13 protein-coding genes are annotated in these 18108 nt (G+C 65.7%); 4 read left to right on the top strand and 9 right to left on the bottom strand.

What is annotated here, in order from left to right; translation table 11 throughout:
• The 4 genes from IBJ06_RS03435 to rpsL form a co-directional block, all read right to left on the bottom strand.
• A partial coding sequence (locus IBJ06_RS03435) for a GTP-binding protein (RefSeq protein WP_231492570.1) occupies positions 1 to 127 on the bottom strand: 127 nt, incomplete at its 3' end.
• Positions 128 to 217: 90 nt separating this feature from the next.
• Positions 218 to 2296 carry an elongation factor G gene (fusA, locus tag IBJ06_RS03430; RefSeq protein WP_292157245.1) on the bottom strand — a complete coding sequence of 693 codons (2079 nt, stop codon included), beginning with the start codon at positions 2294 to 2296 and terminating at the stop codon, positions 218 to 220.
• Between the two features lie 146 nt (positions 2297 to 2442).
• Positions 2443 to 2916, bottom strand: coding sequence for a 30S ribosomal protein S7 (rpsG, locus tag IBJ06_RS03425; RefSeq protein ID WP_292157243.1), 474 nt, complete (start codon positions 2914 to 2916; stop codon positions 2443 to 2445).
• Between the two features lie 66 nt (positions 2917 to 2982).
• The gene (gene rpsL / locus IBJ06_RS03420) at positions 2983 to 3354 is read right to left on the bottom strand and encodes a 30S ribosomal protein S12 (protein ID WP_209120136.1); all 372 of its coding nucleotides are present in this window, start codon (positions 3352 to 3354) and stop codon (positions 2983 to 2985) included.
• Between the two features lie 393 nt (positions 3355 to 3747).
• On the opposite strand from rpsL, the gene IBJ06_RS03415 reads away from it, so the two are divergent.
• The 4 genes from IBJ06_RS03415 (at position 3748) to IBJ06_RS03400 (ending at position 8146) form a co-directional block, all read left to right on the top strand.
• Positions 3748 to 5328 carry an efflux RND transporter periplasmic adaptor subunit gene (locus IBJ06_RS03415; RefSeq protein ID WP_292157240.1) on the top strand — a complete coding sequence of 527 codons (1581 nt, stop codon included), beginning with the start codon at positions 3748 to 3750 and terminating at the stop codon, positions 5326 to 5328.
• Positions 5329 to 5337: 9 nt separating this feature from the next.
• The gene (locus IBJ06_RS03410) at positions 5338 to 6018 is read left to right on the top strand and encodes an ABC transporter ATP-binding protein (RefSeq protein WP_292157238.1); all 681 of its coding nucleotides are present in this window, start codon (positions 5338 to 5340) and stop codon (positions 6016 to 6018) included.
• Between the two features lie 25 nt (positions 6019 to 6043).
• On the top strand, positions 6044 to 7285 hold the full coding sequence (locus IBJ06_RS03405) for an ABC transporter permease (protein ID WP_292157236.1): 1242 nt from the start codon (positions 6044 to 6046) through the stop codon (positions 7283 to 7285).
• 69 nt (positions 7286 to 7354) lie between these two features.
• Positions 7355 to 8146, top strand: a complete 792-nt coding sequence (locus IBJ06_RS03400; protein ID WP_292157234.1) for a hypothetical protein — start codon at positions 7355 to 7357, stop codon at positions 8144 to 8146.
• A gap of 57 nt (positions 8147 to 8203) precedes the next feature.
• Here IBJ06_RS03400 and rpoC read toward each other — a convergent pair whose 3' ends face one another.
• From rpoC to IBJ06_RS03375, 5 genes are all read right to left on the bottom strand, one after another.
• Entirely contained in the window at positions 8204 to 12400 is a 4197-nt protein-coding gene (gene rpoC / locus IBJ06_RS03395) for a DNA-directed RNA polymerase subunit beta' (RefSeq protein ID WP_292157233.1), read from the bottom strand.
• Between the two features lie 127 nt (positions 12401 to 12527).
• Positions 12528 to 16643, bottom strand: a complete 4116-nt coding sequence (gene rpoB, locus IBJ06_RS03390) for a DNA-directed RNA polymerase subunit beta (protein WP_292157231.1) — start codon at positions 16641 to 16643, stop codon at positions 12528 to 12530.
• 300 nt (positions 16644 to 16943) lie between these two features.
• A complete protein-coding gene (locus IBJ06_RS03385) occupies positions 16944 to 17225 on the bottom strand; it encodes an I78 family peptidase inhibitor (protein ID WP_292157229.1) in 282 nt (93 codons plus the stop codon).
• A gap of 51 nt (positions 17226 to 17276) precedes the next feature.
• Entirely contained in the window at positions 17277 to 17639 is a 363-nt protein-coding gene (locus IBJ06_RS03380; protein WP_292157227.1) for a hypothetical protein, read from the bottom strand.
• Complete coding sequence (locus IBJ06_RS03375; RefSeq protein WP_292157225.1) at positions 17621 to 18082, bottom strand: DNA polymerase III subunit chi; 462 nt, start codon at positions 18080 to 18082, stop codon at positions 17621 to 17623. The genes IBJ06_RS03380 and IBJ06_RS03375 overlap by 19 nt, the downstream gene beginning before the upstream one ends.
• Positions 18083 to 18108: the final 26 nt, after the last annotated feature.

Below are 18108 nucleotides of genomic sequence, written 5' to 3'. Positions count from 1 at the left end.
TGGCTCCACCCGCCTTCGCCAGCGTCATCGTGATCGCCGCCGTCAGCGTCGTCTTGCCATGGTCAACGTGACCAATCGTGCCGATGTTGCAGTGCGGCTTGGTGCGTTCAAACTTTTCCTTGGCCATTCTCTTCTCTCCGTCCCCTGAACAGGGGGCTCGTCCTTGGGGTTTCAGGGCCCCCGGCGGACCGGGGTCCGCCGAAAGCAGGGGTTTGGGTTAGGCGTACTTCTTGATCACTTCGTCGGCGACGTGTTGCGGCACCGGCTCATAGTGGTCGTACTGCATGGTGAACTGGGCGCGGCCCTGTGACATGCCCCGCAGGGTGTTCACATAGCCGAACATGTTGGCCAGCGGCACGAAGGCGTTCACGACGGTGGCGTTACCGCGCATGTCCTGACCCTGGATCATGCCGCGACGCCCGTTCAGGTCGCCGATGACCGAGCCCAGGTATTCCTCGGGCGTGACCACCTCGACGGCCATGATCGGCTCGAGCAGCTTGGGGCCGCCCTTTTCGCGCAGTTCCTTGAAGGCGGCGCGGGCCGCGATTTCAAAGGCCAGCACCGAGGAGTCCACGTCGTGGAACGCGCCGTCGACCAGGGTGGCCTTGACGTCGATCACCGGGAAGCCGGCCAGCAGGCCGTTGTCCTTGGCCGACTTCAGGCCCTTTTCCACGCCCGGGATATATTCCTTGGGCACGGCACCGCCGACGATGGCGGATTCAAAGACGAAGTCCGATCCGGGCTCGCCCGGTTCGAACACCAGCTTGACGCGGGCGAACTGACCCGTGCCGCCGGTCTGCTTCTTGTGGGTGTAGTCGATCTCGGCCTTGCGGCTGATGGACTCGCGATAGGCCACCTGCGGCGCGCCGATGTTGGCCTCGACCTTGTAGGTGCGCTTCAGGATGTCGATCTTGATGTCCAGGTGCAGCTCGCCCATGCCCTTCAGGATGGTCTGGCCCGACTCGTGGTCGGTCGAGACGGTGAAGGACGGGTCCTCCGAGGCCAGCTTGGCCAGGGCGACGCCTAGCTTCTCCTGGTCGGCCTTGGACTTGGGTTCGACGGCGATCTCGATCACCGGCGCCGGGAACTCCATCTTCTCGAGGATGACGGGCGACTTGATCGGGTCGCACAGGGTGTCGCCCGTGCGGGTATCCTTCAGGCCGGCCAGGGCGACGATGTCGCCGGCATAGGCTTCCTTGATGTCCTCGCGGTTGTTCGAGTGCATCAGCAGCATACGGCCGACGCGCTCCTTCTTGTCGCGGGTCGAGTTCAGCAGGCCCATGCCCGTTTCCATCTTGCCGGAATAGATGCGGCAGAAGGTCAGCGAACCGACGAAGGGGTCGTCCATGATCTTGAACGCCAGAACCGACAGAGGCTCGTCGTCCGATGCGCGGCGCGTGACGGGCTCTTCGGTCTTGAAGTCGATGCCCGGGGTCGGCGGAATGTCCACCGGCGACGGCAGATAGTCGACGACGGCGTCCAGCAGGGTCTGGACGCCCTTGTTCTTGAAGGCCGAGCCGCACAGGATCGGATAGAAGGCACCGGTCAGCACGGCCTTGCGGATGCACTTCTTGATGGTCTCTTCCGACGGCTCATTGCCCTCGAGGTAGGCTTCCATCGCCTCGTCATCGAGCTCGACGGCGTTGTCGATCAGGTACTGGCGGGCCTCATTGGCCTTGTCGACCAGATCGGCCGGAATTTCCTCGTCGTGGAAGCTGGCACCCAGATTGTCATTGTCCCAGATGACCGCCTTCATGCGGACCAGGTCGACCAGGCCAGTCAGATTGGACTCGGCCCCGATGGGGAATTGGATCGGCACGGCCTTGGCGCCCAGACGGTCGCGGATAGACTCGACCGACTTGTCGAAGTCGGCACCGATCTTGTCCATCTTGTTGACGAAGACGATGCGGGGCACGCGGTACTTGTCGGCCTGGCGCCAGACGGTCTCGGTCTGCGGCTCGACGCCGGCGTTGCCGTCCAGCACGGTCACGGCACCGTCCAGCACGCGCAGCGAGCGCTCGACCTCAATGGTGAAGTCCACGTGGCCGGGGGTGTCGATGATGTTCAGGCGCTTTTCGCGCCAGAAGGCGGTCGTGGCGGCCGAGGTGATGGTGATGCCGCGCTCCATCTCCTGGTCCATCCAGTCCATGGTGGCCGCGCCGTCGTGCACTTCGCCAATCTTGTGGTTCTTGCCGGTGTAGAACAGGATCCGCTCGGTCGTCGTCGTCTTGCCCGCGTCGATGTGGGCCATGATGCCGAAGTTGCGGTAGTCCTCGATCTTGTGAGTGCGGGCCATGGGAAACGTGCCTTGAAGTGAGATCAGGACGCGGGGAGCGCCCTCGGGAAAGTCGGTCTGTGCGGATATGCGGCGCGGGCGATTTAGCTGAAACCGCCCGCGCCGGAAACCCTTAGATAGTCAGTGCAGGTGACGCTTTGAAGGCGTTACCAGCGGTAGTGGCTGAAGGCCCGGTTGGCTTCGGCCATCTTGTGGGTGTCCTCGCGCTTCTTGACGGCGGTACCGCGGTTGTTGGCGGCGTCCAGCAGCTCGGCGGCCAGCTTTTCCGTCATGGTGTTCTCGCCGCGCTTGCGGGCGGCGTTGACCAGCCAGCGGATGGCCAGGGCGCGACGGCGCTCGGGGCGAACCTCGACCGGCACCTGATAGGTGGCACCACCGACGCGACGCGACCGGACCTCGACCGCCGGGGCGACGTTGTCGAGGGCAGAATGGAAGGTCGCGACCGGCTCCATGTCCTTCTTCTTGTCGGCCAGGATGTCGAAGGCACCGTAGACGATGTTCTCGGCGACGGCCTTCTTGCCCTCGTACATGACGTAATTCATGAACTTGGTGACGACCAGATCCCCGAACTTGGGATCCGGCAGAACTTCACGCTTCTGGGCGCGGTGACGACGGGACATGGGCTTGCTCTTCTTGGTTGTCTGGGGTCCGGCCCGGGCCGGAAATTAATTCGTGAGGCGCGAGGCTTACTTCGGACGCTTGGCGCCGTAGTGCGAACGACGCTGCTTGCGGTCCTTGACGCCCTGGGTGTCGAGCACGCCGCGCAGGATGTGGTAGCGCACGCCCGGAAGGTCCTTCACGCGGCCACCGCGGATCAGCACCACAGAGTGCTCCTGCAGATTATGGCCTTCGCCGGGGATGTAGCACACCGCTTCGATGCCCGAGGTCAGGCGCACCTTGGCGACCTTACGCAGCGCCGAGTTCGGCTTCTTCGGGGTGGTGGTGTAGACGCGGGTGCAGACGCCGCGACGCTGCGGGCAGCCCTTCAGGGCGGGAACCTTGTTCCGGGCCACCTTGGGCTGACGGGGCTTGCGGATCAGCTGGTTGATCGTGGGCATTCGAACTGTTTCTCTTCATGTAGGAGACGTGTGCCTGTCGGCCGGGGCGTCTCGGAGCCTTCTTTTGGACCCGGCCGGATGGCCGCTGCCCGGGTGGATTGGTCTCAAACGCAAAAGCCGGAATGCGCGCTTCGGGCATTCCGGCGGGACACAGCCCGTCGCATTCGATTTTCACTCCGGTCCGGGCCGGGGCCCGTCTCGAAGGTGGCGCCTTCTACGCGCGGCAGGCCTCGGGGTCAAGGGTCGGGATCGGGCCGGGCCTTTCCGGAGGTGTTTCATCCTCGGTTCAGCCGGTTTCGTGCTGAGTTTGCGACGGAAACGCCAGATCCCGGCGTTAAGCCTTCACGTCCCCGCTTGCGGGCGGGCCCCTATGAACGACGAGACCCGATCCGCATGACCTCGCCCCTTTCGACCGGCCCCGCCCCCGCCAAACCCCGTCTGCGTCGCCGCAGCCGTCGCGGCTGGATCATCGGCGGCGCCGGTGTCCTGGTGGTCGCGGTGGCGGTGTGGTTCATCTTCCTGCGCGGGGGCGGCGACGCTGATCCCTACCGGACAGAGGCGATCCGCACAGGCGAGATCGTGCGCAGCGTCTCGGCTTCTGGCACGCTCGAGGCGCTGGTCACCGTCGAGGTCGGCTCGCAGATCTCCGGCCAGGTCACCGAGGTTCTGGTCGACTACAATGACCGGGTGCGGCGCGGTCAGGTCCTGGCCCGGCTGGATCCGGAGAACCAGCGCTCTTCGGTCGAACAGTCGCAGGCCGCCATCGTCTCGGCGCAGGCGGGTGTCGCCCAGGCCCAGGCCCAGGTCGCACTGGCGCAGGCCGAGTATGACCGTCAGAAATTCCTGTTTGACCGCCAGATCATCGCCCAGGCGGCGCTGGACGCGGCCGAGGCCTCACTGCGGACGGCGCGGGCCAATGAGCAGAGCGCGCGCGCCCAGGTGCGCCAGCAACAGGCCCAGCTTCGCGCCAATCAGGCGACGCTGGGACGGACCACCATCACCGCCCCCATCGACGGCATCGTCATCGACCGGCAGATCGAGCCCGGCCAGACGGTGGCCTCGGGCCTGAACGTCGCCGTGCTGTTTACCCTGGCCCAGGACATGTCGCGGGTCCAGGCGCTGGTGACGGTCGATGAAGCCGACATCGGCTCGGTTCGGGTCGGCCAGACGGTGCGCTTCACCGTCGATGCCTTTCCCGACGACAATTTCACCGGGCAGGTGACCCAGATCCGGGTTCTGCCCACCACTGAGCAGAGCGTGGTCGCCTATACGGTCGTGGTCGAGGCCGATAACCCCGGCGAAAGGCTGCTGCCCGGCATGACGGCCAATGCTGACATCATTCTGGAAGAGAAGCGCAATGTGTTGCGCGTGCCGAACGCCGCCCTGCGCTTCACGCCGGGCGATGTACTGGCCGCGCAGCAGGGCGGCCAGGCCCGGAGCGGCGGCTCACCCTTCGGGCCAGCGGCGACCGGCGGTAACCGCCAGCGCGGCGGCGGCGGACGCGGCAATATCGTCGCGACCCTGGTTGAGGAGCTGAAGCTGGACGCCACCCAGCGGACCACGGTCCTGCCCATTCTGGAAAAGGCCCAGCAGGACATGCGCGCCCAGCGCGGCGCGGGCGGCGGTCAACGCCGGGGGGGTGGCAATGCGGCCTCGGCGGCGATCCTCAATGCCGCCCTGGACGAGATCAAACCGCTGTTGCGGGCCGATCAGCAGGCGATCCTCGAGACCCAGCGTGTGCGTCTCGCCGGGGGTGGAAACCGTGGCGTCGTCTGGGTACTGCGTGACGGCAAGCCCGTACGTGTGCCGGTGATCACCGGTGCCACGGACGGCTCCTATACCGAAGTCATCGGCGGCGAGCTCAAGGAAGGCGATCTCGTGATCACGGGGGGTGGCCCCCGGGCGCCCGATGCCCGCGCCCAGCAGCAGGCCGCCCGGGTCACCGGTGGCGGCGGCGGCCCGCGTGGTTTCTAGGAACGGCCGATGATCGACATCCAGAAGCTGACCAAGACCTATGTCATGGGCGACAATGTCATCCATGCGCTGGGCGGCGTCTCGCTGACCATCGATCGCAGCGAGCATGTCGCCATTATCGGCCCCTCCGGCTCGGGCAAGTCGACCCTGATGAATGTGCTGGGCGGACTGGATCGTCCGACCACGGGCGACTACCGGTTCGAGGACGATCCGGTGGCCGACTATGACGACGATGAACTGGCCAGTTTCCGTAACCGCCGTATCGGCTTCATCTTCCAGTCGTTTCAGCTGTTGCCCCGGCTGACCGCCGTCCAGAATGTCGAACTGCCGATGATCTATGCCGGCATACCGGCGGCCGAGCGGCGGGACCGCGCCGTGGCCCTGCTGGAGCGGGTCGGCCTGGGCGATCGCCTGGGCAACAGGCCGACCCAGATGTCGGGCGGGCAGCAGCAGCGGGTGGCCATCGCCCGGGCTCTGGCCAATGCCCCCGACCTGCTGCTGGCGGACGAACCGACGGGCGCGCTGGACACCGCCACCGGCCAGGAAGTTCTGGCCCTGTTCGACGAACTGAACAGCCAGGGACTGACGCTGTGCATCGTCACCCATGACAATGAGGTCGCGGCGCGCGCCCGCCGTCGGATCGCCTTCCGCGACGGCCTGATCATATCGGATGACCGCAATGGCGCATGATCCCCATCCCGTCACGGGCAGCACCATGAGCCCGCTTGAACTGGTCCGCTTTGCCGTGGGGGCCATCGCCGCCCACCCGATGCGCTCGGCCCTGACCTCCCTGGGGGTCGTGATCGGCGTGGCGGCGGTCATCATGATGACCTCGATCGGTCTGGGGGCCCAACAGCGCGTCGAGGAAGCCCTGTCCAGTCTGGGCACCAATATGCTGGTCATCCGACCGGGTGCCCCTCGCGGGGCGGGCGGGGGATTCGTCCGGGGCGGTGGCGGATCGGGTGCCAGCCTGACCGTGGACGACGCCCTGGCCATGCGGACTCTCGAGGGGGTCAGGGCGGTGTCACCGGCAATCAATGGCGGCGCGCAGCTGGTCTATCAGGGCGCCAACTGGTCCAGCCGGATCGAGGGGGTCACGCCCGACTATCTGGTGGCGCGCGATCTGGAAATCGTCTCGGGCCAGATGTTCGATCAGGCCGCCGCCGACAGCGGGCGCAAGGTCGCCGTGCTGGGCCAGACGGTCGTGCGCGAACTATTCGGCGAGGGGGTCGATCCCGTGGGCCAGCGCATGCGCATCGGCCCCATCCCCTTCACCGTCGTCGGTGTGCTCGGCGAGAAAGGCCAGTCCGGATTCCAGGACCAGGACGACATCGTGGTCATTCCGCTGGATGCGGCCCGCAGCCGCGTCATTGGCCGGGGCGCGGGCTCGCGGGGCAACAGCGTCAACCAGATCTATCTCAAGGCGGTCGACGAGAACGCCCTTTATCGTCTGGAGCAGGACGTGGCCGAGCTGCTGCGTGAGCGGCACCGGATCCGCCCGGGTCAGGAAGACGACTTCAATGTGCAGAACCTGACCTCGATCCAGGAAGCCGCCCAGTCCTCGACCGCGACCTTTACCATCCTGCTGGCTGCGGTGGCCGGGGTCTCGCTGGTGGTCGGCGGCGTCGGGATCATGAACATCATGCTGGTGTCGGTGACGGAGCGCACGCGCGAGATCGGCCTGCGGATGGCCATCGGAGCGCGGCGCGGCGATGTGCTGACCCAGTTCGCGCTGGAATCGGTGACCTTGTCCCTGCTCGGTGGGCTACTGGGCCTCGTCCTGGGCGTCGGGGGTGCTCTGCTGATGTCTAAATTCGGGGACTGGCCCGCGGCGATTCCAGCCTGGGCCGCGCCGCTCGCCATCGGATTTTCCACCTTTGTCGGCGTGGTGTTCGGGGCCTATCCGGCCTGGCGCGCGGCCCAGCTGGACCCGATTGAGGCGCTTCGCCGCGAATAGGCCCTCATTTCAGCCCCAACCTGGCCACGGTTGCCCGCTTGTCTCCCCTGACCGGGGAGGCTGCCAGACGTGATCCGATCCAGACGACTGAAGGCGATCACCGCTGCGGTGGCAAGGCCCCGGGTCCGCAACTCGCTTGTAATGGCCGGGTCGGTTCTGGCCCATGCCATTGTCCTGGGCTTGTTGGCCACGGGAACCTTCGACCCGCCGGTCCAGACACGGCCCTACACGCCTCCGATCTATCTCGAAATCGAGCCGCGTCCCCTGCTGAAGGGAGAGCGGCCCAGACCGCCCCGGACGGCACCTTTGAACAGCACAGCCCCCCTGGCTGCGGCTGCTGACCGCCCGATGCGCGTGACCGAGCCCCTGGCTCGCCCCGAGGATGATGATGACGAGGCCCCGGTCACCCGACCCACGCCACCGGGCCTGCCCGCGCGTCAATCATCAGAGTGGGCCGTGCAGCCCGAGACCGAGGGTGGCCGTGTGGCTCGCAGCCTGCGGACCAGCACGCTCGGCTGCAATGCCCGGAATGGCCGCATGTCCGCCGCCGAGCAGGCCCTCTGCGACGAGGCCTTCAACGAAGGCGCAGCCCGGGCGAGACCCATCTCCGGCAGCGGCAATGCCGCGCGCGACGCCCGCTTCGCCGCCGAGGGCCGACGCGAGATGGAAGCCTATGAGGCCCGCCGCAGGCCGCTGGCGGGCGGCACAGGGGTGACGGGGGTGGGCGACTGCCCCGGATCGAACTTCGGTATCGGCTGCCCCGGCGCGCATCTGGACCCCGGCTTTCGACAGGACACCAATGACACCCTCGACGAAGGGCTGGACGGCCACGACCGTCGCCGGACCCCCGGCGGCGGCTAAGAAAAAGGGCGGTGCCTTTCGACACCGCCCCGCTTCATTTCGTCCGTCGGGCTGAAATCAGCCTTCGGTCTCTTCCAGCTCGGCGGCCAGATCGGCCGGCAGGGCCTCGACCGCGGCCTCGCGGGCGTCCGTGAGTTCGGCATCGCGCTGGTTGGCGACCTTCTGCAGCGAGCGCAGATAGGCCCCCGTGCCCGCCGGGATCAGGCGGCCCACGATGACGTTCTCCTTCAGGCCTTCCAGATTGTCGACCTTGCCGTTGACCGAGGCATCGGTCAGCACACGGGTGGTCTCCTGGAAGGACGCCGCAGAGATGAAGCTGCGGGTCTGCAGCGACGCCTTGGTGATGCCCAGCAGGACCGGCTGGGTGATCGCCGGACGCCCCTTGCGCTTGAGGACCTTGGCGTTTTCGGCCTCGACCTCGGGGATGTCGACGTGGTCGCCCTTGATCAGGGTGGTCTCACCCGAATCCAGGATTTCGACCTTCTGCAGCATCTGGCGGACGATCACCTCGATGTGCTTGTCGTTGATCGGCACGCCCTGCAGTCGGTAAACCTCCTGCACCTCGTTCACCAGATACTCGGCCAGCGCCTCGACGCCCTGGATGCGCAGCAGATCGTGCGGATCGGGGTTGCCGTCGATGATGTAGTCGCCCTTCTGGATCAGATCGCCGTCGTGGACGGAGATGTGCTTGCCCTTGGGGATCAGGAACTCGACCGCCTCGGCCTGGTTGCCGTCGGCATCCACTTCCGGGGTGATCTTGATCCGGCGCTTGTTCTTGTAATCGCGCCCGAATTCCACGCGGCCATCCATTTCGGCGATGACGGCGCAGTCCTTGGGACGACGGGCCTCGAACAGCTCGGCCACCCGCGGCAGACCGCCGGTGATGTCGCGCGTCTTGGCGCCTTCGGTCGGAACGCGGGCGATGATCTCGCCCGGCTTGACCACATCCCCGTTCGACACGGACAGAACCGCACCCACCGGCAGCAGGTAGCGGGCGTCAGCACCCGAGGCCAGCTTGGCGTAGGCATCGCCGCTGGTGATGCCCATGGCCGGACGCAGGTCAGAGCCGCGCGGATTGGCGCGCCAGTCGACCACCACCCGCTGGGCGATACCGGTCGCCTCGTCGGTTTCCTCGCGGAACGACAGGGACTCGACCAGATCCTCGAAACGGATGGTGCCTCCCACTTCGGTCAGGATCGGCGTGGTGTAGGGGTCCCACTCGGCCAGTCGCTGGCCGCGCGTGACCTCGGCGCCTTCGGTCACCCGGATACGGGCACCATAGGGAGCCTTGTGCGTCTCACGATCCTTGCCGTCGACGACGACGGTGACGACGACGTTGCGGCTCATGGCCATCAGGTCGCCGTGCGCCGCCTTGACGGTCGGGCCGGTGATCTTGATCGTGCCCGCATTGGTCGCCTCCATGAAGGAGGTCTCGGCCACCTGGGCGGTACCACCGATGTGGAAGGTCCGCATCGTCAGCTGGGTGCCCGGCTCGCCGATCGACTGGGCGGCGATGACACCGACCGCTTCCCCGATGTTGACGTTGGTGCCGCGGGCCAGGTCACGGCCATAGCAGTGTCCGCAGATGCCGGCTTCGGCTTCACAGGTCAGGGCCGACCGGACCTTGACCGCCTGTACGCCGGCCGCTTCCAGGATCTCGACTTCCTCTTCCTGGAGATAGGTGTCGGCGGGCAGCAGAACCGTGTCGGAACCCGGCTCCTTGATGTCCTCGGCCGCGTAACGGCCCAGCACGCGCTGCCCCAGCGAGACGAGGACGTCACCGCCTTCGACCACGGCCCGCAGGGTGATGCCCCGCGTGGAGCCACAGTCCTCCTCGGTGACGATCGAGTCCTGCGCCACGTCCACCAGACGACGGGTCAGATAACCCGAGTTGGCGGTCTTCAGCGCGGTATCGGCCAGACCCTTGCGGGCGCCGTGGGTCGAGTTGAAGTATTCAAGGACGGTCAGACCTTCCTTGAAGTTCGACACGATCGGCGTCTCGATGATCTCGCCCGACGGCTTGGCCATCAGGCCGCGCATGCCGCCCAACTGCTTCATCTGGGCCTGCGAACCGCGGGCGCCGGAGTTGGCCATCATGTAGACCGAGTTGATGTCGGGGCGCTCGCCCTCGGCCAGCACGCGCGGCTGGGCGATTTCGGCCATCATGGCGTCGGCGATCCGGTCCGTGGACTTGGCCCAGGCGTCAACGACCTTGTTGTACTTCTCGCCCTTGGTGATGAGGCCATCGGCGTACTGCTGCTCGTATTCCTCGACCTGGGTGCGGGTCTCGGCGACGATCCCGACCTTCTTCCGCGGAATCACGATGTCGTCCTTGCCGAACGAGATTCCCGCCTTGGCCGCCTCGCGGAAGCCCAGGCCCATCATCTGGTCGGCGAAGATCACCGTCGCCTTCTGGCCGCAGTGGCGATAGACCACGTCGATCAGATTGCCGATTTCCTTCTTGGTCAGGTTCTTTTCCAGCAGCCGGTAACCGACGTTCGGATTCTTGGGCAGGATCGCGCCCAGCTTCATCCGGCCCGGGGTGGAGTCGATCACCCGGGTGACCAGCTCGCCGTCGGCATTCATCTCGGTCCAGCGGGCCTTGATGCGGGTGTGCAGGCTGACGACACCGGCGTCGAGCGCGGCATCGATCTCGCCGATGTTGGCGAACAGCTTGCCCTCGCCCGGCTCACCGTCCTTGACCAGCGACAGATAGTACAGGCCCAGCACGATATCCTGCGACGGCACGATGATCGGCTTGCCGTTGGCCGGCGACAGGATGTTGTTGGTCGACATCATCAGAACGCGCGCTTCCAGCTGGGCCTCGAGGCTCAGCGGGACGTGCACGGCCATCTGGTCGCCGTCGAAGTCGGCGTTGAAGGCGGCGCAGACCAGCGGGTGCAGCTGGATGGCCTTGCCCTCGATCAGCTTGGGCTCGAACGCCTGGATGCCCAGACGGTGAAGCGTCGGCGCGCGGTTTAGCAGAACCGGGTGCTCGCGGATGACTTCCTCGAGGATGTCCCAGACCTGGGGCTGCTCGCGCTCGACCATGCGCTTGGACTGTTTGACGGTGCCCGACAGGCCCTTGGCGTCCAGACGCGCGTAGATGAACGGCTTGAACAGCTCGAGCGCCATCTTCTTGGGCAGGCCGCACTCGTGCAGCTTGAGGTCCGGGCCCACGACGATGACCGAACGGCCCGAATAGTCGACGCGCTTGCCCAGCAGGTTCTGGCGGAAGCGGCCCTGCTTGCCCTTCAGCATGTCGGCCAGCGACTTGAGCGGGCGCTTGTTGGCGCCGGTGATGACGCGGCCACGGCGGCCGTTGTCGAACAGGGCGTCGACCGATTCCTGCAGCATCCGCTTTTCGTTGCGGATGATGATGTCCGGCGCGCGCAGCTCCATCAGGCGCTTCAGGCGGTTGTTCCGGTTGATGACGCGGCGGTACAGGTCGTTCAGGTCCGAGGTGGCGAAGCGGCCACCGTCCAGCGGCACCAGCGGGCGCAGTTCCGGCGGAATGACCGGAACGATGGTCAGCACCATCCACTCGGGCTTGTTGCCCGACTCGAGAAAGGCCTCGATCAGCTTCAGGCGCTTGGAGGCCTTCTTGGCCTTCATTTCCGAAGGGCTGTCAGCCAGTTCCGCGCGGTGCTTTTCGGCCTCGGCGTGCAGGTCGATGCCCATCAGCAGGTTGCGGACGGCCTCGGCGCCGATCTCGGCCGTGAAGCCGTCATCGCCGAACTCTTCCTGGTAGCGATAGAATTCGTCTTCGGTCAGCAGCTGGTTCTGCTTCAGCGGGGTCAGGCCCGGCTCGGTGACGATGTAGTTCTCGAAATAGAGGACGCGCTCGACGTCCTTCAGCGCCATGTCGAGCATCAGCGAGATGCGCGACGGCAGCGACTTCAGGAACCAGATGTGGGCGACCGGCGCGGCCAGGTCGATGTGGCCCATCCGCTCGCGACGGACGCGGGCCAGGGTGACCTCCACGCCGCACTTCTCGCAGATAATGCCCTTGTACTTCATGCGCTTGTACTTGCCGCACAGGCATTCGTAATCCTTGGTCGGGCCAAAGATACGGGCGCAGAACAGGCCGTCACGCTCGGGCTTGAACGTACGGTAGTTGATGGTTTCCGGCTTTTTGATCTCGCCGAACGACCACGACCGGATCTTCTCCGGCGAGGCCAGGGCGATCTTGATCTGGTCGAAGGTCGGGGTGACCGGGACCGGGTTGAAGATGTTCAGGACGTCCTGGTTCATCTCAGTTCCTTAGCTGCGGCTCATGCCGCGAAAACGATTGGTGGCGGGTGGCGAGTGGTGGGTGGCGAGTAATGACTGGAGGACGCGGGCGAGGCTGGCTCGCCACACGTCACTCGTCACTCGTCACTCACGAATTCTCCAGCTCCACGTTCAGACCCAGCGAGCGCATTTCCTTGATGAGCACGTTGAAGCTCTCGGGAATGCCGGCCTCGAAGCTGTCGTCGCCGCGGACGATGGCTTCATAGACCTTGGTGCGGCCGGCCACGTCGTCGGACTTGACCGTCAGCATCTCCTGCAGGGTGTAGGCAGCGCCGTAAGCTTCCAGCGCCCAGACCTCCATCTCGCCGAAGCGCTGTCCGCCGAACTGCGCCTTGCCGCCCAGCGGCTGCTGGGTGACCAGGGAGTACGGGCCGATCGAGCGGGCGTGGATCTTGTCGTCCACCAGGTGGTGCAGCTTCAGCATGTAGATGTAGCCGACGGTCACCGGACGCTTGAAGCGATCGCCCGTCTGGCCGTCGTACAGGATCGACTGACCCGACTTCTCCAGACCGGCCTCGACCAGCAGACGCTCGATGTCACCGATGTTGGCCCCGTCGAACACCGGCGTGGCGAAGGGCACGCCCTTCGACAGGTTCCGGGCCAGTTCGATCAGGTCCTCTTCATCGTCCGGCAGCGGGGTTTCCTTGCCGTAGATGTCGATCAGACGTTCGACCAGGGCCTTCTTCTGACCGCCGTGCTGCCAGTCATCCAGCAGGCCGGCGATCTGCTTGCCAAGGCCCGCAGCCGCCCATCCCAGGTGGGTTTCGAAGATCTGGCCGATGTTCATGCGCGAGGGCACGCCCAGCGGGTTCAGCACGATGTCGACCGACGTACCGTCTTCCAGGTACGGCATGTCCTCGATCGGCAGGATCTTGGAGATGACGCCCTTGTTGCCGTGGCGGCCGGCCATCTTGTCGCCGGGCTGCAGCTTGCGCTTCACGGCCACGAAGACCTTGACCATCTTCATCACGCCCGGGGGCAGTTCGTCACCGCGTTGCAGCTTCTCGACCTTGTCCTCGAAGCGGCGATCGAGCGCCTTGCGGGCGTCCTCGAACTGCTTCTTCATGGCCTCGAGCTCGCCCATTGCCTTTTCGTCGTCCAGAGCAATCTGCCACCACAGGCCGCGCGACAGGTCGCCCAGCTTGTCCTCGGTGACCTCGCCGCGGCCCAGCCCCTTCGGACCCGAGACAGCATTCTTGCCCAGCAGCAGGGGCTTGAGGCGGCCGTAGACGTTGCGTTCCAGGATGGCCAGCTCGTCGTCGCGGTCCTTGCCCAGACGCTCGATCTCGGCGCGTTCGATGGCGACCGCGCGCTCGTCCTTGTCGACGCCGTGACGGTTGAAGACCCGCACATCGACCACCGTGCCGGCAACGCCGGGCGGCAGGCGCAGCGAGGTGTCGCGGACGTCCGAAGCCTTTTCGCCGAAGATGGCGCGCAGCAGCTTCTCTTCCGGGGTCATCGGGCTTTCGCCCTTGGGCGTAACCTTGCCGCACAGGATGTCACCCGGCTGGACCTCGGCACCGATGGCGACGATGCCGGCCTCGTCGAGGTTGCGCAGGGCCTCCTCGCCGACGTTCGGGATGTCGCGGGTGATTTCTTCCGGCCCCAGCTTGGTGTCGCGGGCCATGACCTCGAACTCCTCGAGGTGGATCGAGGTGAAGACGTCGTCGCGCACGATGCGCTCCGAGATCAGGATCGAGTCCTCGAAGTTGTAGCCATTCCACGGCATGAAGGCGACAAGAGCGTTACGGCCCAGCGCCAGTTCGCCGAGATCGGTCGAGGGACCGTCCGCGATCACGTCACCGACCTTGACCTCGTCACCCACACGCACGATCGGGCGCTGGTTGATGCAGGTCGACTGGTTCGAACGCTGGAACTTGGACAGGCGATAGATGTCGACGCCCGACCGTCCGGCGTCGGCCTCGTTCGTCGCGCGCACCACGATCCGGGTGCCGTCGATCTGCTCGACGATACCGTCGCGCTTGGCGACCACGACGGCGCCGGAGTCGACAGCCACGACCGCCTCCATGCCGGTGCCGACCAGCGGCGCGTCCGACTGCACCAGCGGCACGGCCTGACGTTGCATGTTGGCGCCCATCAGCGCCCGGTTGGCGTCATCGTTTTCCAGGAACGGGATCAGGGCGGCGGCGACCGACACCACCTGCTTCGGCGACACGTCCATCATGTCGACCGCGTCCTTGGGCAGCAGCTGCGATTCCCCGTTGATCCGGCCCGGGACCAGATCTTCGGCGATCTCGCCGTCCTTCAGCTCGATGTTCGCCTGGGCGATGACGTGCTTGGCCTCTTCCATCGCCGAGATGTAGACGACCTCGTCGGTGGCCTTGCCGTCCTTGATGCGGCGGTAGGGGCTCTCGATAAAGCCGTATTTGTTGACCCGGGCATGGGTGGCCAGCGAGTTGATCAGGCCGATGTTCGGGCCTTCCGGCGTTTCGATCGGGCAGATCCGGCCATAGTGGGTCGGGTGCACGTCGCGGACCTCAAAGCCCGCGCGCTCGCGCGTCAGACCGCCCGGCCCAAGCGCCGACAGGCGACGCTTGTGAGTGATCTCGGACAGCGGGTTGGTCTGGTCCATGAACTGCGACAGCTGCGAGCTGCCGAAGAACTCGCGCACGGCCGCGGCCGCCGGCTTGGCGTTGATCAGGTCGTGCGGCATGACCGTGTCGATATCGACCGAGGACATGCGCTCCTTGATGGCGCGCTCCATGCGCAGCAGGCCCACGCGGTACTGGTTCTCCAGCAGTTCGCCGACCGAACGCACCCGGCGGTTGCCCAGGTTGTCGATGTCGTCGATCTCGCCCTGACCGTCCTTCAGACCCACCAGGATCTGCAGCACCTTCAGCACGTCTTCCTTGCGCAGCACACGGATTTCGTCGCCGACTTCCGGGGTCTCAAGGCGCATGTTCATCTTCACGCGACCGACCGAGCTGAGGTCGTAGCGTTCCGAGTCGAAGAACAGCGAGTTGAACATCGCTTCGGCGGCTTCCGGGGTCGGCGGCTCGCCCGGACGCATCACGCGATAGATGTCGAACAGCGCTTCCTCGCGGCTCGAATTCTTGTCCACGCGCAGGGTGTTGCGCATATAGGCACCGACCGTGACGTGGTCGATATCCAGAATGTCGAGCGTGGTGAAGCCGTTCTCGACCAGCAGGTCGATGGTGGCGGTGTCCAGCTCGTCCCCGGCCTCGGCGTAGATCTCGCCGTTCTCCATATTGACCGCGTCGGCGGCCAGATATTTGGTGACCAGGGCGTCCGGCGTCAGCGACAGCGACTTGACCGTCTCGCCCAGCTTCTTGGCGGCGCGGGCGCTGATCTTGGTGCCGGCAGCAGCCACGACCTCGCCGGTGTCGGCGTCGATCAGGTCGAATTCCGGCTTCACACCGCGCCAGCGTTCGGGCTTGTAGGGGGTGACCCAGGTATCGCCACGCTTTTCGTAGGGGACGGTCTCGTAGAAGGTCTTGAGGATGTCCTCGCCGTCCATCCCCAGCGCCATCAGGAAGGTCGTGGCGGGCAGTTTGCGGCGGCGGTCGATACGGACGTAGACGATGTCCTTGGCGTCGAACTCAAAGTCCAGCCACGAGCCGCGATAGGGGATCACCCGGGCCGCGAACAGCAGCTTGCCGGACGAGTGGGTCTTGCCCTTGTCGTGGTCGAAGAAGACGCCCGGCGAACGGTGCATCTGGGAGACGATGACGCGCTCGGTGCCGTTGACGGTGAAGGTGCCCTTGTCCGTCATGAGCGGGATATCGCCCATGTAGACGTCCTGCTCCTTGATGTCCTTGACCGACCGGGCGCCGGTTTCCTCGTCCGTCTCGAACACGATCAGGCGCAGCTTGACCTTGAGCGGCGCGGCATAGGTCATGTCGCGCTGGATGCACTCCTCAACGTCGTACTTCGGCGGCTCAAACTCATAGGACACGTATTCGAGCACGGCGCGCTCGTTGAAGTCCTTGATCGGAAAGACGGACTTGAAGACGGCTTCAATGCCCTGGTCGATGCGCTCGCCCGGGCGAACCTCGCGTTGCAGGAACTGCTCGTAGGAGGCGCGCTGCACCTCGATCAGGTTCGGCATCTGCACCGCTTCAGGGATGCGACCGAAGGATTTGCGGATGCGCTTCTTGCCGGTGAACGACGTGGCGGAGGCGATCTGAGCCGTGAGGGCGAGACCGTCGAAGGATTTGGCCATTCCTGTTTCCCAATCAGCAGGCCGGGCGGCCCGCAGTCAAAGCAACGACCCGCGGCCGCCGACGGCGGTCCCGGGCCTTACGGTTGTCGGCGTCCACCCTCGATCGCGGGCCGTCGGCCTCGGCGATCAGGACACCCGTCATGTCGGCTCCCTTGGGGAGGAGCGCGCCTTCGCACCGGTCGGAGGGCAACGGACCAGGCCTCGGCGCTTTCGCGCGGACTCGTTACAGAGCTGTGCGGAACGCGCTGATATACTCGCTTTTCCGACGAAATAAAGGCCGGTCGAAAAATTCCTGTCGGCTCAGCCGCAGGTGATGCGCTCGATGACGCCGCTGTTCTGGTCGAAGAAGACGTTCATGCGCCCGGGGTTATAGTCCAGCGTCACCGCGCAGGTGGTGCAGGCGACCCGGACATTGGCATCCGATGGAAAGCTGACCGCCGCCACATTCCGCCCGATCAGGTCCCGGGATGCTGCGGCACCGCATGTGTCGGGCATGCCGTCGGGGATGGGCATATCGGGGTTGGCGGCGCAGGAAGCCAGCAGGGCGAAGCCCCCCATCAGGATCAAGGAACGCAGCAACATAGACAGACTCCTTTGTTCACAGGGCAAAGCCGCAGGCTCGGAAGCGGTTCCCTATCCGCAGCTGACTTCGGTGACGCGGTTTGTGGCCGTGTCATAGAGGATGTTCAGGAGATACGGCGACCTCGCCTCGGTCCGCGGGCAGGTGGTACAGGCCACCCGGCGGTTGGTCAGATCCACCGGCACGGGGATCTCGCTCCGGTCCCGCCCGACCAGCCACTGCAAGGGCTTGGCATGGCACAGGTCGTTGGGATCCTGAACCTCCACGGGTGCCTGCTCAGCATAGGGCGTGCGCCCGTCGGTACCGGCTTCGGGAAGAACAACCACCCCGACAGGGCGGGTCGGCACCGGCTCGGGGGCCGCACAGGCGCTGAGCGCCACCGCCAGGGCGGCGGCGATCAGCCCGCCTTTTCCCACCGACCTTCCAGCGTCTGCCGCCAGTAGCTGATGTCCGCGCCGACCGCCTTGAATGCCTTCCAGCGCTCGCGCGCCGCCTTCAGCGCCTCTTCGTCCTGGCCGTCGAATAGAATGAAACACCGTTGGAAATCCTCCGTCGGCTCAAAGCCTGCTCCATCGACGATGAACAGCGCCTGAGCACCGTTCAGATTGTCGGTTCCTGACGTGAACAGGATCGGTTGTCGCTCGGGATGCGGGCCAGAACTGTGGCCGTTGGCGAGAAAACTGTCGTCGCGCCACGTCCACAGCCCCTCCGCCAGTCGAGCCGCAAGGTCAGGGTCGGAGACCCGGACCTGGGCCCTCAGGTCCGCCTGCAGAACCTTGTCCAGAAGGGTCGGGAGCACCTGCTGCAGGCCCGACCGTTCCAGATGATAGAACCAGATCTGCGGTCCCGTTGCGCTCATGGCCGACCCTGGTCCCCTGCCCTCGC

The organism is Brevundimonas sp., from assembly GCF_016742135.1.
In the GTDB taxonomy this organism is placed as follows: domain Bacteria; phylum Pseudomonadota; class Alphaproteobacteria; order Caulobacterales; family Caulobacteraceae; genus Brevundimonas.
The sequence above is the reverse complement of the archived record's forward strand: the minus strand, read 5'-3'. Positions and strand labels throughout refer to the sequence as shown.

Excerpts from the sequence above, each read along its gene's own strand:
- fusA (WP_292157245.1), bottom strand. The coding sequence starts at position 2,296 with ATGGCCCGCACTCACAAGATCGAGGACTACCGCAACTTCGGCATCATG.
- rpsG (WP_292157243.1), bottom strand. The coding sequence starts at position 2,916 with ATGTCCCGTCGTCACCGCGCCCAGAAGCGTGAAGTTCTGCCGGATCCC.
- rpsL (WP_209120136.1), bottom strand. The coding sequence starts at position 3,354 with ATGCCCACGATCAACCAGCTGATCCGCAAGCCCCGTCAGCCCAAGGTG.
- IBJ06_RS03415 (WP_292157240.1), top strand. The coding sequence starts at position 3,748 with ATGACCTCGCCCCTTTCGACCGGCCCCGCCCCCGCCAAACCCCGTCTG.
- IBJ06_RS03410 (WP_292157238.1), top strand. The coding sequence starts at position 5,338 with ATGATCGACATCCAGAAGCTGACCAAGACCTATGTCATGGGCGACAAT.
- IBJ06_RS03405 (WP_292157236.1), top strand. The coding sequence starts at position 6,044 with ATGAGCCCGCTTGAACTGGTCCGCTTTGCCGTGGGGGCCATCGCCGCC.
- rpoC (WP_292157233.1), bottom strand. The coding sequence starts at position 12,400 with ATGAACCAGGACGTCCTGAACATCTTCAACCCGGTCCCGGTCACCCCG.
- rpoB (WP_292157231.1), bottom strand. The coding sequence starts at position 16,643 with ATGGCCAAATCCTTCGACGGTCTCGCCCTCACGGCTCAGATCGCCTCC.
- IBJ06_RS03385 (WP_292157229.1), bottom strand. The coding sequence starts at position 17,225 with ATGTTGCTGCGTTCCTTGATCCTGATGGGGGGCTTCGCCCTGCTGGCT.
- IBJ06_RS03375 (WP_292157225.1), bottom strand. The coding sequence starts at position 18,082 with ATGAGCGCAACGGGACCGCAGATCTGGTTCTATCATCTGGAACGGTCG.